Genomic DNA, 16614 nt, shown 5'->3' on the forward strand with positions numbered 1-16614 from the left:
AATTTTAGAGCGGCAAATTGACACACCGCCTCCAAGGCTTTTACCCTAGCCAACAGCGATTGTAAATTGGTATTACCAATTAACCAAGAACGCTGATCAGTGCCTGACCAACAACAATTAGGGGCCACCCCATATGCAAACCTGGCAACAGCTCTACAGCCCGCTCGGCAGCCTCGGCTTGTCCGCCCTCGCGGCCGTTATCCCTATCGTATTTTTCTTCCTGGCCCTGGCCGTATTCCGCCTCAAAGGCCACGTGGCCGGCAGCATCACCCTGGCCTTGTCGATTCTGGTGGCAATCTTTGCCTTCCAGATGCCGGTCGACATGGCATTCGCCGCCGCCGGATACGGCTTCGCCTACGGTCTGTGGCCAATTGCCTGGATCATCGTGGCCGCCGTGTTCCTCTACAAACTGACGGTCAAGAGCGGGCAGTTCGAAATCATTCGCAGCTCCGTGCTGTCGATTACCGACGACCAGCGCCTGCAAGTGCTGTTGATCGGCTTCTGCTTTGGCGCCTTCCTGGAAGGTGCAGCCGGTTTCGGCGCGCCGGTCGCAATTACCGCCGCGCTGCTGGTCGGGCTGGGCTTCAATCCACTGTACGCCGCAGGCCTGTGCCTGATCGCGAACACCGCGCCAGTGGCGTTCGGCGCCCTGGGCATTCCGATCATCGTTGCCGGGCAAGTGACTGGTATCGATGCGTTCAAGATCGGCGCCATGGCCGGTCGTCAACTGCCGCTGCTGTCGCTGTTCGTGCCGTTCTGGCTGGTGTTCATGATGGACGGCCTGCGGGGTGTCCGTGAGACCTGGCCGGCAGCACTGGTGGCGGGCTTGAGCTTTGCCGTCACCCAGTTCTTCACCTCGAACTTCATTGGCCCGGAACTGCCGGACATCACCTCGGCCCTCGCCAGCCTGATTTCCCTGACGCTGTTCCTGAAGGTCTGGCAGCCGAAACGCGCCGCCGGCCAACACATCGCCGGCGCCGTCTCGGCGTCCGTGGTCACCGCCAGCGCCGGCGGCTTTGGTCAGAAGCGCACCACCGTCGCTTCGCCTTACAGCCTGGGTGAAATCTTCAAAGCCTGGTCGCCGTTCCTGATCCTGACCGTACTGGTCACCATCTGGACCCTGAAACCGTTCAAGGCCATGTTCGCCGCCGGCGGCTCGATGTACAGCTGGGTGTTCAACTTCGCCATTCCGCACCTGGACCAGATGGTGATCAAAGTTGCACCGATCGTCGCAACGCCGACGGCTATTCCGGCGGTGTTCAAGCTTGACCCGATCTCTGCGACCGGCACGGCGATTTTCTTCTCGGCGCTGATCTCGATGCTGATTCTGAAGATCAACATCAAAACTGGTCTGACCACTTTGAAAGAGACCTTCTACGAACTGCGCTGGCCGATCCTGTCCATCGGCATGGTGCTGGCGTTCGCTTTCGTCACCAACTACTCGGGCATGTCCTCGACCATGGCCCTGGTATTGGCAGCCACTGGCGCCGCGTTCCCGTTCTTCTCGCCATTCCTCGGCTGGCTCGGTGTGTTCCTGACCGGTTCCGACACTTCGTCCAACGCCCTGTTCAGCTCGCTGCAGGCGACCACCGCGCACCAGATCGGCGTTAACGACACCCTGTTGGTGGCGGCGAACACCAGCGGCGGCGTGACCGGCAAGATGATCTCGCCACAATCGATCGCCGTGGCCTGCGCCGCGACGGGCCTGGTGGGCAAAGAATCGGACCTGTTCCGCTTCACCCTCAAGCACAGCCTATTCTTTGCAACGATCGTCGGCCTGATCACATTGGCCCAGGCCTACTGGTTCACCGGCATGCTGGTGCACTAAAAGCCACAAGCGGCATGGAAAAAACCGACGCCGGACCACGATTCCGGCGTCAGCTATTCACCACCCGGTCTGTAAGGCTGCTGAAAGAATCACTCTCTATATTCAGCAGCCTCAGCGGACGGATAACCGGGATCACCCGGAGACACGCCTGATGAGCGAACTTTTTTACAACGCTGTGCCGAATGCGACCCGTGTCGCCCCGCCACTGCCCGAGCCTCGGCAATACCCCAGCGAAAAACCGCAAAGGGTCTACCTGTTCGGGACCTGCGTAGTGGATTTGTTCTACCCGGAAGCCGGAATGGATGCGATCCACTTGCTGGAACGCGAAGGCATCCGTGTCGAGTACCCGCAGGGGCAAAGCTGCTGCGGCCAACCGGCCTACACCTCGGGTTACACCGAGCAGGCAAGGACCGTGGCACGCTCGCAACTGGCGCTGTTCGCCGGGGATTATCCGGTGGTGGTACCGTCCGGTTCGTGCGCTGGCATGTTGCGTGAACACTATGCCGACTTGTTCAAGGACGAGCCGCAAACGTTGAAACAGGTTCAGGCACTGGCGGCCAGAACCTACGAACTCGCCGAATTCCTGCTGCATGTCTGCAAGGTGCGGCTCAAGGACAGTGGCGAGCCCGTGAAAGTGGCGTTGCATACCTCATGCTCGGCACGCCGGGAAATGAACACCCACTTGCATGGCCGCGAGTTGCTCGCGCAACTGAGCAATGTAGAGCGGGTGGAGCACAGCCACGAAAGTGAATGCTGTGGCTTCGGTGGGACTTTCAGCGTCCGTATGCCGGACATTTCCGGCGCGATGGTGGCCGACAAGACCCGGTCGTTGAAGGAGTCCGGCGCGCACAAGGTACTCAGTGCCGACTGCGGTTGCCTGATGAACATCAATGGCTCGCTGGAAAAACAGAAGGAAGCGCTGCGCGGCCAACATCTGGCCAGTTTCCTTTGGCAGCGTACCGGAGGTGCCCGATGAGCACTTCCACGATTATTCCTACGGTCGCCGTAGAAGAAGATTTCCGCACCCGCGCTCACGAAGCGTTGGGTGACACGCAATTGCGAAACAACTTTCGCAAGGCGATGGATTCACTGATGACAAAACGGGCAGCGGCGTTCAGCGATGCCCATGAAAGAGAACATTTGCGAGCACTGGGCAATGCCGTCCGCGCCCGAGCATTATCCAAGTTGCCCGACCTGCTCGAGCAACTTGAACAGAACCTGACCCGCAACGGTGTGAAAGTGCACTGGGCGGAAACGGTGGACGAAGCCAATGGCATCGTCCTCTCGATCATCCGCGCTCACGAGGGGCGGCAAGTGATCAAGGGCAAATCGATGGTCAGCGAAGAAATGGAGATGAACCATTTCCTCGCTGATCAGGGCATTGAATGCCTTGAATCGGACATGGGCGAATACATCGTCCAGCTCGACAACGAGAAGCCTTCACACATCATTATGCCGGCGATCCACAAGAACGCCGGTCAGGTCGCGTCCTTGTTCCACGACAAACTTGGCGTGGAATACACCAAGGACGTTGACCAACTCATTCAGATCGGTCGCAGGGTCCTGCGGCAGAAATTCTTCGAAGCGGACATCGGCGTCTCCGGTGTCAACTTTGCCGTGGCCGAAACCGGCACCCTGCTGCTGGTGGAAAACGAAGGCAACGGCCGCATGACCACCACGGTGCCGCCGGTGCATATCGCCGTCACCGGCATCGAGAAAGTCGTGGAGAACCTGCGCGACGTGGTGCCATTGCTGTCACTGCTGACCCGCTCGGCCCTGGGCATTCCGATCACCACTTACGTCAACATGATCTCCGGCCCACGCAAGGCGCATGAGCTCGACGGCCCGCAGGAAGTGCATCTGGTCTTGCTCGACAACGGTCGCAGCCAGGCCTTTGCCGACAGCGAATTGCGCCAGACCCTGAACTGTATTCGCTGCGGCGCCTGCATGAACCACTGCCCGGTCTACACCCGAATCGGCGGCCATGCCTATGGCGAGGTTTACCCTGGCCCTATCGGAAAAATCATCACCCCGCACATGGTCGGCCTGGCGAAAGTCCCGGACCACCCGAGCGCCTCGTCGCTGTGCGGCGCCTGTGGTGAAGTGTGCCCGGTAAAGATTCCGATCCCTTCATTGCTGCGTCGCCTGCGCGAAGAGAACGTCAAAGCCCCGGACAGCCCCCATCAAGTGATGCGCGGCCAGGGCAGCAAGTATTCGCGCAAAGAGAGATTCATCTGGAACGCCTGGGCGAAACTAAACAGTTCGCCGACGCTGTATCGCCTGTTCGGATTCTTCGCCACACGCCTGCGCGCCCTCACACCGAACAATGTTGGCCCGTGGACACAGAACCACAGCGCACCGAAACCCGCTGCCCGCTCATTGCATGACATGGCCCGCGAGCATCTGGCCAAACAGGGAGATCGTTGATGAGCGCCAAGCAAAATATCCTCGCCAAATTGCGTAAAAGCCTGACAGGCACCACGCCGGTAACTGACAACTTCGACGTCGATCTGGTGACGCAGCCCTACACCTACGCGCCGGAGCAACGCATCGCTCAATTACGCAAATTGATGGAAGCAGTGCACACGGAAATCCATCTGACCTCGGGTGAAGACTGGCCTGCGCTGCTCGCGCAATTGCTGCAAGAGCGGCAGTTACCGAGTCTGCTGATCGCACCGACGACGCCCCATGGTCAACGCATCACTCAACACTGGTCGAATAATCCGCACCTGCCGACACTCAAAGCCTACGACCGTCCCGTCGAGGAGTGGAAAGCCGAACTGTTCAACGACACCCCGGCCAGCCTGACCGCCACCCTCGGCGCAATCGCTGCCACAGGCAGCCTGATCCTCTGGCCGACGCGGGAAGAACCGCGATTGATGAGCCTCGCGCCACCGGTGCATTTCGCCCTGCTCAAGGCGAGCGGGATTCGCGACAACTTCTATCAGGTGCAGCAGGAGTTCGAATGGGCCGAAGGCATGCCGACCAATGCGTTATTGGTGTCCGGCCCGTCGAAGACTGCCGACATCGAACAGGTGCTGGCCTACGGCGCCCATGGTCCGAAAGACCTGGTGGTATTGATCCTGGAGGACCAATGAGTCTACCGGCCGATTTTCTGCGTGATGCACAGCAACTGATTCCACAGGAACGACGCTTCGACGACCCGTTGTCGACGCTGGCCTTCGGCACCGACGCCAGTTTCTATCGACTGATTCCAAAACTGGTGATTCGCGTCGAATCCGAAGAAGAAGTCGTCACGCTGCTGAAACTGGCCCAGCGTGACCGGGTGCCGGTGACGTTCCGCGCTGCCGGTACCAGTCTTTCTGGCCAGGCGATCAGCGATTCGGTGCTGATCGTGCTGGGCGATAACTGGAACGGTCGCGAGATCCGTGGCCAGGGCACACAAATCCGCCTGCAACCCGGCGTGATCGGCGCCCAGGCCAATGCCTGGCTGGCGCCGTTCGGGCGCAAGATCGGCCCCGATCCGGCCTCGATCAATGCCTGCAAAATCGGCGGCATCGTCGCTAACAACGCCAGCGGCATGTGCTGCGGCACGGCGCAAAACACCTATCACACGTTGGCCGGGATTCGTCTGGTGCTGGCCGATGGCAGTCGCGTCGATACCGAAGACGCCGCCAGCGTCGCGGCATTTCGCCAGAGCCATGCCCCGCTGCTGGAGCGTCTGGCGACATTGGGTCGCGAGACACGCGCAAACACCGAACTGGCAGCAAAGATTCGCCACAAATACCGCCTGAAAAATACTACTGGCCTGTCACTCAATGCCCTGGTGGATTTCGACGAGCCTGTGGATATCTTGAGCCACTTGCTGGTGGGCTCCGAAGGCACACTCGGTTTCATCAGCGCCGTGACTTACGACACGGTGATCGATCACCCGAACAAGGCCTCGGCGCTGATTGTGTTCCCGGATGTGGAAACCTGCTGCAACGCGGTCACCGTGCTGAAAAGCCAACCGGTGTCGGCGGTAGAGCTGCTGGACCGCCGCAGTTTGCGCTCGGTGCAGGACAAACCCGGCATGCCGGCTTTCGTACAACACTTGTCGAATAATGCCTGCGCCCTGCTGATCGAATCCCGCGCGGCGTCGTCCACGCTACTGCATGAACAACTGGCGCAGATCATGGCGTCGCTGGCATCGTTCCCGGTGGAAAAACAGGTCGATTTCACTGAGGACCCACTGGAAAACGCACGTCTCTGGGCGATCCGCAAAGACACCTTCCCCGCCGTCGGCGCGGTGCGCAAAACCGGTACCACGGTGATCATCGAGGATGTGACCTTCCCGGTGGAACAACTGGCCATTGGCGTGAACCGGCTGATCGAGTTGTTCGACAAACATCATTACGACGAAGCGATCCTGTTCGGACACGCACTGGAAGGCAATCTGCACTTCGTTTTCACCCAGGGCTTCAATAACCCGGAAGAAGTCGCACGCTATCAGGCGTTCATGGACGACGTCGCGCAGTTGGTCGCGGTGGAGTTCGGGGGTTCGCTGAAGGCCGAACACGGTACCGGGCGCAACATGGCACCGTTCGTCGAACTGGAATGGGGCAGCGATGCCTATCAGTTGATGTGGCAACTCAAGCGCCTGCTCGATCCCAACGGCATTCTCAACCCGGACGTGGTGCTCAGCGAAGATCCGCAGATCCATCTGAAGCATCTCAAGCCCTTGCCGGCCGCCGACGAGATTGTGGACAAGTGCATCGAATGCGGCTTCTGCGAACCGGTTTGCCCGTCGAAAGGCCTGACCCTGAGCCCGCGCCAACGCATCGTGATCTGGCGTGACATCCAGGCGAAGAAACGCGCGGGTGTGGACACCACCGAACTCGAAGCGGCTTACGAATATCAAGGCATCGACACCTGTGCCGCCACCGGTCTTTGTGCTCAACGCTGCCCTGTAGGCATCAACACTGGCGAACTGGTGAAAAAGCTTCGCGGCCGGCACGCCACACATACGAAAACCGCCAATTGGCTGGAAGGAAATTTCGCTACGGCACTGCAAGGTGCGCGCTTCACCCTGCACGTGGCCAATGGCGCACGAATGTTGCTCGGCGCACCGCGGCTGACCAGGCTGTCCGCTGCGGTCACGCGACTTTCAAAAGGGCAAATCCCGCAATGGACCAATGCCATGCCGCAGCCTGAACGGGCGATTCGCTTCAGCCCGACAGTGTCGGACGAGCGCCCGCGAGTGGTGTACCTGGCCGCATGTGTCTCACGGGCCATGGGGCCGGCGGCCGGCGACAAGGAACAAATGTCGCTGTACGACAAAACCCGCGGCCTGCTGGAAAAGGCCGGTTATCAGGTGGTGTTCCCGGACAATCTGGACAACCTCTGCTGCGGCCAACCCTTCGCCTCCAAAGGCTATGCCGAACAAGCCGAACACAAACGCCAGGAACTGATCGGCGCGCTGCTGCACGCCAGCCGTGGCGGACTCGATCCGATCTACTGCGACACCAGCCCCTGCACCTTGCGCCTGACCCAGGACCTGGGTGATGTCCGACTGGACCTGTACGACCCGGTACGCTTCATCCGTACGCATTTGATGGACCGACTGGACTTCACCCCGCAAGACACACCGATCGCGGTGCATGTCACCTGCAGTACCCAGCACCTCGGGGAAAGCCAGGCGCTGATCGACCTGGCGCGCAAATGCAGCAAAACCGTGATCATCCCCGAAGGCATTCACTGCTGCGGGTTTGCCGGCGACAAAGGGTTCACCACACCCGAGTTGAATGCCCATTCGCTGCGCACCTTGAAAGACGCCGTTCAGTACTGTGGCGAAGGCATCTCCACCAGTCGCACGTGTGAAATCGGCCTGAGCCAGCATGGCGGGATCGACTATCACGGGCTGGTCTATCTGGTGGACCGCGTGACCCAGGCACGCCCGGCACGAGGGTGATGGATTGAACGAGGGGCGTTTTTCGCCCCTCGTTCATCGAAGCAACTGCCCCCCCGCATGACACCGACCCAGCAAAAAAAAACCGAATTCCTGCGCGCGGCTATAGTCATTTAGCTAGGCCCACGTGAAAGGGCTTATAACCACCTCGGCCAGCGGCCCGAATTACCGGCAGCACCGAGCCCTCATGTGCAAGGAGATACCCATGAAGCACTCTGCAATGGCTGGATTGTTTATCGCTGCGGCACTGCTGGCATCCCCGGTTTTCGCGGCAGACAAGGATCTTTGTACGGCGAACATTCAACAGATAAGCGATTTCGTGGACAGTGCACCCTCCATACCGGAAGGCTCCCTGAACAACGTCAAGGATGCTTTGCAAAAAGCCAAAGCAGCCCAGGCAGCCGGCAACGACAAGGATTGCGTGGAAATCTCCTCCGGCATAATCACCAAAATGCAGATTCGAAATCCAACCCGTAACTGATGCCAGGCGGGGCCAACCTTCGGGTTGGCCTTCCACCCCACATTGGCGTAGACTACGCAGGCTTGTTGCTCATTCAGATTCACGAGCAATGAGTTCGGGGCCGTTTAGGATTCGACGCCGGTCGCGAAACTTTAGGTGCATGCCGAGTTGGTAACAGAACTCGTAAATCCACTGTTGCAACTACTTATAGTTGCCAATGACGACCAATACGGTGCTGCTCTCGCTGCTTAATTGCAGCTGACATGCACTCCTGGTACCTTCGGGTCCAGCAATCATCAGGGGATGTCTGTAAACCCGAAATGATTGTCATATAGAACAGAATCGCCGTGCAGTACGTTGTGGACGAAGCGGCTAAAACTTACACAACTCGCCCAAAGCACCCTGCCCGTCGGGTCGCTGAGGGTTAACTTAATAGACACGGCTACGCATGTAGTACCGACAGCGGAGTACTGGCGGACGGGGGTTCAAATCCCCCCGGCTCCACCAAATGATCATCTAAAGACGTCCGAGGACGTCTTTTTTTGTGCCTGAAATCCAGTAAATACGGGGTTCTAAAGTCCACGAGCGTCCACCAGCATCCGTGACCATCTTCTATTTCGTGTATTCCAAGTGGTATTCCAAGCCCTCACCTGCTATTTTTTGGAATACATAAACAGCACTGGAATACACCATGGGGGCCCAAGCCACGCGCCTTTCGGACGTAAAAGTCAAAGCCGCGAAGCCAAAGGAAAAGGATTACATACTCACCGACGGCAACGGCCTTCAGATGCGAGTGAGAATCAATGGCTCAAAGTTATGGAATTTCAACTACATCCAACCCGTGACGAAAAAGCGGATAAATATGGGATTGGGCACCTTTCCTGAGGTGAGTCTGGCACAAGCACGTAAGAGAACCGTGGAAGCGAGAGAGCTTGTCGCCCAGGGGCTGGACCCTAAAGAACAACGCGACGCCGAAAGGCACGCGAAAAAAGCGGCGACGGAACACACTTTCGAAAATATCTCGGCAGCGTGGTTCGAGCTCAAAAAGGATTCAGTCACCCCTGCGTACGCCGAGGATATTTGGCGCTCTCTCACGCTGCATGTCTTCCCTGATCTGGCCACCACCCCAATCTCTGCTATCACCGCCCCTAAAGTCATAAATTTGCTTCGCCCCCTCGAGACGAAGGGCAGCCTCGAAACCGTTAAACGTCTAACCCAACGCCTCAATGAAATCATGACCTACGGCGTCAACTCGGGATTGATTCACGCGAATCCGCTCAGTGGCATTCGAGCCGTCTTTAAAAAGCCCAAAAAGAAAAATATGGCGGCCCTTGCACCCGATGAGCTGAATGAGCTCATGGTGGCAATTGCCAATGCCAGCATAAAAAGAACTACGCGCTGCCTAATTGAGTGGCAACTTCACTCCATGACTCGGCCAGCCGAGGCTGCCACTTCCCGCTGGGCTGATATCGACTTCGAAAAGAAGATCTGGACAATACCGGCGGAGCGCATGAAGAAACGTCGGATACACATCATTCCGCTCACGGAGCAGGCTCTGTCGCTCTTGGAAGCGATTAAACCCTACAGTGGACACCGGGAGTACGTCTTCCCTGCAGACCGGAACCCTCGCACCCACTGCAACAGCCAGACAGCCAACATGGCGCTGAAGCGCATGGGCTTCGAAGGGCGCCTGGTAAGCCATGGCATGCGCTCAATGGCTAGCACCATCCTCAACGAGCACGGCTGGGATCCTGAGTTGATCGAGGTGGCGCTTGCCCACGTGGACAAGGACGAGGTTCGCAGTGCCTACAACCGGGCGGACTATATCGAACGCAGACGCCCTATGATGGACTGGTGGAGCAAGCACATTCAGGAAGCAGCCACTGGGAGCCTGTCAGTGTCGGCCCTCTGCCAGAACCAAGATCGAAAAGTCGTCTCAATACGCTAACGAGAGACTTCAACCAGTGATAAACAATCACTCGACCATGACAGCCGGCTGCCTGGACTGTGCATCGGGCTCGGCCCCGCACTCTCAGTGTATATGCCAAGCAGCCAAGAGAAGCGATAGAGCCACCTAAATGAACTCCTTCAGCTGTCTCCGCGAGGAAAGGAAGTACGAAATGACGAAGAAGATCGTTCGGTAGCACTACGGGGAGCTTCGCAGCGCCGTTATTGGACAGCTGAATGGCGACGGTCTTATTAAGGCCAGCGAATTTCACTTGGACTTTTTCTAGCACATGTTTACGGCCGGCTAGCAGGATATCAGTGGCTTCGCGCACATCATTTACCCCTTTGAGCAAGATTATTCCCGCCCCCCTTCGTCGACTTCGACGCCCGAGACCTAGAGCGAGTCAACAGTGATGTCCTAATCTACGGCGACCAGCAGAGCCGAGACGGCAGCCCTACGAACGACGGAATGTGGTGAACGAAGAAAATGAAACAGCTCGGCGCTTATCTAAAACGCCTATGCTCACACACCCCGATAGACTACACCTTGGCTGATACTGAGGCGGTCATCGGCACGATCCCCCCATCAGTAATTTTTCTGAATCCTGCTCTAGGACTCACCTCGGCTGAGCTAACGTCGCTCCGTCTAAGCAAGTCTTGAAATGGACAATCAATATCAAAAAGCCATAAATTAGTGGCTTGGATCCATGACACTTCCTAACGACTAACAACAATGTGCTGCCGAGATACACATTGCATACGTGACATCCGGAGGATGTCAGCCAGGAATACTTTGTCAACGCATGACGACACAACCTGTCGCGAACACCTGTCAAACTCAAACTTCAGGTTTGACCAAGTCAGCAATTCGGACGCACCCAGACCAGTGAGATGCCTCTCGGGTAAGGAACAACCTTTTGTCAGGAGACACAGTCATGCTGCTCAACCCTAATCAATTTTCTGAGCATCGGTCCCAACCGAATTCGCTTCCGACACCCTGCGCGTTGATCCGTCAATTATCTTCCTGCACGTCAGGTTAAATGCCACCGACTGCTGAATGCTTAAACAATCGTCGTGCATCTCCTCGCGGAAGACCTTTTCTTACTTATCGGCACAAGCTTCAGGCCGCCAGACAACCTGAGAAAGATAACAATCCATGACCAACATATTGACTCAAGGCCTCGAACAGCGTCAGCAGAAAATCAAAGTGGCCAAGGAGTTCCTCAGCCGCACCCAAAGCCTGTTCAATGAGTTCGGAAGTGACAAGCTACGCACTTCCCATGCCCGTTTTGCCGAATTGCTGGATGCATTGAATGCAGATGCCGTACGCCTGGTCGTGCTGGGTGAGTTTTCCCGTGGCAAGTCAAGCCTGGTAAACGCGCTGTTGGGGATTGAGTTGCTGCCGACCGCCCTGCAAGCCACCACCGCCATCAACACCTTCGTACGCATGCTGCCTGCCGATCGCACCGAGCGCTTCATTCGCATCCATTTCCAAGATGGAAGACCAGTGCGGGAAGTGCCATGGAATGACGACATGGCGCTCGAGCGTTGGGGCACCGAACTGGATGAAAGCCACGCCGATGTTCGGCAGACGCTGGACTATATCGAGGCGTTCATGGACCACCCCTTGCTCGAAAAGGGGCTGGTTTTGGTGGACACCCCAGGCCTGGAAACGGTGATCAAACACCACGAAGCCATCACTCGCAAAGCCATTGCCGAAGCCCACATAGCCCTATGGGTTCAAAACACCACACAGCTCGGTGGCGCCGCTACGGAATGGGAATTTCTAACAGAAACCTTGCGCAACAACTTCCGAAAATTTGTCACTGTCATTGGTTGGTGGGACAAGGTACTGGCACCCGACGACGCACGTGAGCGTCGCGTGCCGGTGGAGCAGCGTATTGAGGAAAAGCTGGACGTTGTGCGGCAGAACTTCCGCCGCCATCTGCAAGACGATAATGAGTACAAGCAACTGACTGACAAGAATCATCTGATCCCGGTCAGCGCTCACTGGGCGATGGAGAGCGATCCAGAAAAGCGCAAACAGTCGGGCATTGAACAACTGTCGTTGCGTATTGCTGAAATGTTTACCAACGGTGAAGCGCTGGAACAGATCTATAGCAAGCCGATGCAACAGATGTCCCACATCCAGCAACAACTGGCCGAAACGCTACAAGATGAGCTGCAACAACTGGAGTCGGACAAGAGCCTTGAAGAGCGAGCACGTGAACTTGCTCAGTTTGACCTGGAAACCCAGTTGCTCGAACAGGAGTCCGAAGCCGTCGCACGAGATTCGCGAGAAGAACATGATCGCGCGGCCCGGATACTGGTCGAAAAAATTCAGCGCGAATTGATCAGCCCCTTGGCCGAGCTCAAAGCCGATATCGAGAACCAGGTCGACGCCGGTTATGTGGAGCGACAGATCAAGAAACGGGTCAAGACCGTGACCCTGCCGGACGATCTGCACGAGCAGTTCCGATCCATCTCAGCACAGGTCGGCGACGCATGGAATAGGCAGAAGCAGGAATTGGCCAAGGCGCTGGACGGGCTGAGTTCCGATTACAGCAAGCAGATGGAAAAACACGCAGGTCGAATCAGAGGTGAGATGAGCAAGATGGATGTTCAGATGCCATCGCTCGACACCCAATTCATGCTCGACTTCAGCGCAATCGAACAGCACCGCCAGCAAGCAATGGCCCTGGAGCAGGAAATTGCCGCCCGCAATGAGCAGATCGACAGCATCGAAAGCGACATGTCCAAATACATGTCCAACGCAGCCCAACTGGAATTGGCACGCCAGGCCTTGTCTCGCGTCGAGCGCATGCACGACAGCCTGGGCGGGCAGCCGAGCCCGAGAGCGTCTTCGCGCCGCGAAGTGGTGAAAAAAGGCGGTATGTACAGCGACGATACCTATGGCGAAGTACCGTACACCGACCACAGCAACGTGCAAGCCTGGAAGGAGGAGCGGGACAAACTGATGGATTCTCTGAAGGACAAAGAAAAACGTCTGCATCAGATCGCCGCCGAGGAAGAGCGCAAGACCGGCATGCGCATGACAATGGAAAAGGCTCAGAAGAAGTACGAGCGCGAAGTGTCCGAGTTCGAGAAAAAGAAGGCGCTGTTCGAACAAAAGTCGCAGGCCGCCGAGGGCGAGTTGATCAAGGAAACGACCCGACGCCTGATCAAAAACACCGCCGGTCAGCTGGAACAGCGCATTCGCCATCTGGAAAATCATGTGAAGGATGCCATTAACAACGTTTTCGCCGATCAAATGCAGGCGCTGCAGGATTGCGTGAAAGAGCAGTATCTCGAGCCGCTGAACGCAAAGCTGGAGAAGCGCCGAGAAATCCATTCGCTGCTGGAACAGGGCAAGCTGAATGTTACCCAGCGCAGATCGCGTCTGGAGCAAGCCTGTAAAGATATCGACGACCTGATGACCATCACCCAAAATGCGCTGAAGGCCTGAAGGAGCGACCATGTCACAGCCTAATGCATTTCTGAATGAACTCTTGTCCAGTCTGCCGACCGACTGGCAACAGCCGGTCGAGGCCCTGGCCGCTGAAGTCCTTCATGCCGATACCCCTTTGCGCCTGGCTCTGCTGGGGGGCTTTTCCGTAGGAAAGAGCAGCCTGTTGAACATGCTGCTGCAAGAGCCGCTGCTGCAAACCGCACTCGAAGAGACAACCGCACTGCCCACCTTCATTGAATATGCCGCCGACCGGGGCATGTCGTTGGTTGGTCGGGATGGCAGTCAATCGCCACTGGATGAGGCGCAATTTGCCGACGTCACCACCCATGCCCCTCAGGGCGCGGCGTGCGCGGTGCTGGAACTGCCTCAGCCTTGGCTCAAAGGCGTATCCATCATCGACCTGCCGGGGTTGGGCAGCACCTCTGCCAACCATCGCGAATACACCCTGTCTCAGGTTCGTCAGGCTGACGCAGTGCTTTACCTATTGAGCCCCCGTGGTCCCTCCGCCGCTGACATGGACACGCTAAGAATCGTGCAGCAGTCCGGCAAGCGCGTGAAAGTACTGGTCAGTCACTGGGATGAAATCGAAGCGGCTATTGCGCGGGGTGAAAGAGCCCCGTCGCTCGAACAGTGGGCCCAGCAGATCGAAAGCACCACTGGCTTGCGTGCACGCTTGGCGACCAGCCATCGCGAAGGCCTGGGGCGCGAAGACATTCTGGAGTTCGTGCAGCGTGCACGCGACGATCTTCAGAGCATACGCCTGCGTCGTTTTCAGGCAGAGCTGCGCCCGGTTTTGCAGAATGCTCTCGGGCAAAACGCCGATCAGCAACGCGCTTGCGAGGTCGACTCGGAACAGCAGGCACAAGCCCTGCATCAAGCACTGGTCGAGCGCAAACAGCGACTGGCCGAATTCAAGTCCAACCTGTATGGCGACCAGCAAGCAGACCGCGCCCGCCTCAGCCAGCAAGCCACCGTCAGCCTGGGCCAGCAACGTAAACACCTGGCGCAGCAACTCGATGAGCAGGCCGTCAGCCTCTCTGAAGAATCCGAATGGGAGCGCTTCGGTCAGCAAGGTAGCCAGCAATTGGCGGCCGCCATACGAAATATCGCCAGACAGTTCAGCGAGCTCTCGCAGAGCTACGGCACCCTCGAACTGCCCGCGGCCGATATCGTCGAGTTCAACCTGCGCCTGCCCGCCCCGGAAACGGTGACCGCCGAGGACTTTATCGATATCGGCCGACTGACTCAGTTGCAACAGGCGTTGAACGAGCAGCAGGAAGCTCAGCAAGTGATGACGCAGAAGCAGGCAGCCTTGCAGGTCCAGGACATGGACGATCATGAGCAGAGCCTGCAGGTGCTGACCCATCAGCAACAGGCTCTCACGAGCCAACCACTGCCGATGACGCTGCAACAGACGGGCAATTTCAGTGGGGCCTTCATTGGACGGATGGTAGGAGAGGTTGCCGACATTGGCCTGATGCTCGTCAACCCTGCATCGGCCGGAGCGAAGATTGCGGCACTGATCGGTAAAGGGGCCAAGGTTGCCAAGATCGCGGTTAATACCGGGAAACTGGCCAAGACCATCAGTACTACCGTCAAGGTCGTCAAAGGTGTTCAGCAGGGAAGCTCCACCGTCAAAGGCATCCCGCAACCGATCATGGACAAGCTCGGCGGCCTGGAAATGCTGTCTCTGAGCTACTGGGGCGAACGCGTCGGCAATGCCTTGGGTGGCCCCACCGAAGTTCAGGTGGTCGACGCTCATGCCATGGCCGAGCGCGAAGCGGCAATCGCCGAACTGGAGCAACAACGTCAGACGCTGCGCCGAGCCCTGGCTCGCAATGAAGACATCGCCAACGAACGCCAGTTGACCGGCTGGGCACTGGAACAGAGCCAGAAAGAACAAATACGCTTACAGAACGAGCTGGAGCGATTCAAGCTGCAAGCCGAACAAAAGCATCGTGAGGCTCTGCAGCATTTGCAGCAGGAGCGCCTCAACCAACTGCGGCGCAGTTCGGAAAAAGCCAGGACCCAATGGCTGCAAAGCTTCGACCGTCAGGCCTCGGCCATGGACGAGCTTCTGCACAATCGAGTTCGCAGTTATTGGGAGGATCGCGTCGAAGCGCTGCTCAATGAGCGCCTGCAGGACATTGATCTGCTCACTGCCCAATCCCAGGCCAGCGCTCACGACAAACAGGTCACCCTGGTTCGTTTGCGCGAGCAGGCGCTGGCTCTGGAACATACCCTACAAACGCTGCACTGAACCGCCCAGCCCGCTTCCCATAAAAGGCGAAGCGGGCTCATTGCGTATACGCCCGAGAGCAACCCTGTATGACCTCTGCAAACCCATCAGCCCAGCAGACTCTTGACTCCGCCCCGTCCGAACAGTTGGAGCGCTTTCTCGGATCATTCACCGAAACTGCGGTGGTGTTCCGTTACCTCGACTTGCTGGCCGAGCGCACCCAGGCCTTGGAACAGCGCATTGGACTCAACGAGCTGAATCAGTTGCGTCAGGAAAACAAGCAACTGCGTGAACGGAAGAAAAGGGCCGCCGCCAGCATGGACTTACTGAGCCTTTACTTGCCCATCATCTATCACAACTTCTGGAATACGGTGCCCCCCGACCAACTGGCCGTACTGGCCGGCAGCACATATGTCCCCGTGATCCCCTCACCTTACGAGGAACCGGATGGATGGGTAGTGCTGGACATGAAACAGCGCTTCCTTCAATTGAGCAATCAAGACCGTGCCAGCATCGTGGCCTTCTGTCACCAACTGCCTTACCAACTGAAGGTTCGCCGTTCAATGCAGATGTTGCTGGAGACTTCTGCGTGAACGAAGATAAGCCACAGCTCCCCAATTCCGCGCTGCAAGGCACTGTCCGCACAACCTTGCTAGCCTTGCTTGCGTCCGACCAACAGGTGCAGCAGGCGCTCCGCGAGCTCTGCGCCCCATCACCCTCGCCTGCCCCCCTTACCGTTGAGTGTCAAGCCTTTGGCCCGGAG

At 57.7% G+C, this 16614-nt stretch carries 10 protein-coding genes and 1 other RNA gene; all 11 read left to right on the forward strand.

The genetic code is table 11. The features are described 5' to 3' along the window. Positions 1-133 precede the first annotated feature (133 nt). Positions 134-1828: a lactate permease LctP family transporter gene (locus tag ACX3YF_RS02990; RefSeq protein ID WP_458946160.1), complete on the forward strand. Its 1695-nt coding sequence runs from the start codon at positions 134-136 to the stop codon at positions 1826-1828. A gap of 151 nt (positions 1829-1979) precedes the next feature. Next, positions 1980-2804 (forward strand): (Fe-S)-binding protein, encoded by an 825-nt coding sequence (locus ACX3YF_RS02995; protein WP_047537444.1) that lies wholly within the window; start codon positions 1980-1982, stop codon positions 2802-2804. Next, positions 2801-4255 (forward strand): LutB/LldF family L-lactate oxidation iron-sulfur protein, encoded by a 1455-nt coding sequence (locus ACX3YF_RS03000; protein WP_090467099.1) that lies wholly within the window; start codon positions 2801-2803, stop codon positions 4253-4255. Before ACX3YF_RS02995 ends, ACX3YF_RS03000 begins: the two co-directional genes overlap by 4 nt. Then, entirely contained in the window at positions 4255-4926 is a 672-nt protein-coding gene (locus ACX3YF_RS03005) for a LutC/YkgG family protein (RefSeq protein WP_130203896.1), read from the forward strand. The genes ACX3YF_RS03000 and ACX3YF_RS03005 overlap by 1 nt, the downstream gene beginning before the upstream one ends. Then, positions 4923-7739 (forward strand): FAD-binding and (Fe-S)-binding domain-containing protein, encoded by a 2817-nt coding sequence (locus ACX3YF_RS03010; protein ID WP_458973375.1) that lies wholly within the window; start codon positions 4923-4925, stop codon positions 7737-7739. Before ACX3YF_RS03005 ends, ACX3YF_RS03010 begins: the two co-directional genes overlap by 4 nt. A gap of 202 nt (positions 7740-7941) precedes the next feature. Continuing rightward, positions 7942-8217 carry a hypothetical protein gene (locus tag ACX3YF_RS03015; protein ID WP_130203894.1) on the forward strand — a complete coding sequence of 92 codons (276 nt, stop codon included), beginning with the start codon at positions 7942-7944 and terminating at the stop codon, positions 8215-8217. Positions 8218-8313: 96 nt separating this feature from the next. After that, positions 8314-8703: a transfer-messenger RNA gene (gene ssrA, locus ACX3YF_RS03020) on the forward strand. A 184-nt stretch (positions 8704-8887) separates the two neighbouring features. Further along, entirely contained in the window at positions 8888-10144 is a 1257-nt protein-coding gene (locus tag ACX3YF_RS03025) for an integrase domain-containing protein (RefSeq protein WP_458973376.1), read from the forward strand. Between the two features lie 1155 nt (positions 10145-11299). Beyond that, positions 11300-13609 carry a dynamin family protein gene (locus ACX3YF_RS03030; RefSeq protein WP_458973377.1) on the forward strand — a complete coding sequence of 770 codons (2310 nt, stop codon included), beginning with the start codon at positions 11300-11302 and terminating at the stop codon, positions 13607-13609. Positions 13610-13619: 10 nt separating this feature from the next. After that, on the forward strand, positions 13620-15872 hold the full coding sequence (locus ACX3YF_RS03035) for a dynamin family protein (protein ID WP_458973378.1): 2253 nt from the start codon (positions 13620-13622) through the stop codon (positions 15870-15872). A 68-nt stretch (positions 15873-15940) separates the two neighbouring features. After that, positions 15941-16444 (forward strand): hypothetical protein, encoded by a 504-nt coding sequence (locus ACX3YF_RS03040; RefSeq protein WP_458973379.1) that lies wholly within the window; start codon positions 15941-15943, stop codon positions 16442-16444. Positions 16445-16614: the final 170 nt, after the last annotated feature.

The organism is Pseudomonas fluorescens group sp. PF-69 (assembly GCF_054481235.1).

What these genes read in the sequence shown, in the direction of transcription:
- ACX3YF_RS02990 (WP_458946160.1), top strand. Translation starts at nt 134, where the DNA reads ATGCAAACCTGGCAACAGCTCTACAGCCCGCTCGGCAGCCTCGGCTTG.
- ACX3YF_RS02995 (WP_047537444.1), top strand. Translation starts at nt 1,980, where the DNA reads ATGAGCGAACTTTTTTACAACGCTGTGCCGAATGCGACCCGTGTCGCC.
- ACX3YF_RS03000 (WP_090467099.1), top strand. Translation starts at nt 2,801, where the DNA reads ATGAGCACTTCCACGATTATTCCTACGGTCGCCGTAGAAGAAGATTTC.
- ACX3YF_RS03005 (WP_130203896.1), top strand. Translation starts at nt 4,255, where the DNA reads ATGAGCGCCAAGCAAAATATCCTCGCCAAATTGCGTAAAAGCCTGACA.
- ACX3YF_RS03010 (WP_458973375.1), top strand. Translation starts at nt 4,923, where the DNA reads ATGAGTCTACCGGCCGATTTTCTGCGTGATGCACAGCAACTGATTCCA.
- ACX3YF_RS03015 (WP_130203894.1), top strand. Translation starts at nt 7,942, where the DNA reads ATGAAGCACTCTGCAATGGCTGGATTGTTTATCGCTGCGGCACTGCTG.
- ACX3YF_RS03025 (WP_458973376.1), top strand. Translation starts at nt 8,888, where the DNA reads ATGGGGGCCCAAGCCACGCGCCTTTCGGACGTAAAAGTCAAAGCCGCG.
- ACX3YF_RS03030 (WP_458973377.1), top strand. Translation starts at nt 11,300, where the DNA reads ATGACCAACATATTGACTCAAGGCCTCGAACAGCGTCAGCAGAAAATC.
- ACX3YF_RS03035 (WP_458973378.1), top strand. Translation starts at nt 13,620, where the DNA reads ATGTCACAGCCTAATGCATTTCTGAATGAACTCTTGTCCAGTCTGCCG.
- ACX3YF_RS03040 (WP_458973379.1), top strand. Translation starts at nt 15,941, where the DNA reads ATGACCTCTGCAAACCCATCAGCCCAGCAGACTCTTGACTCCGCCCCG.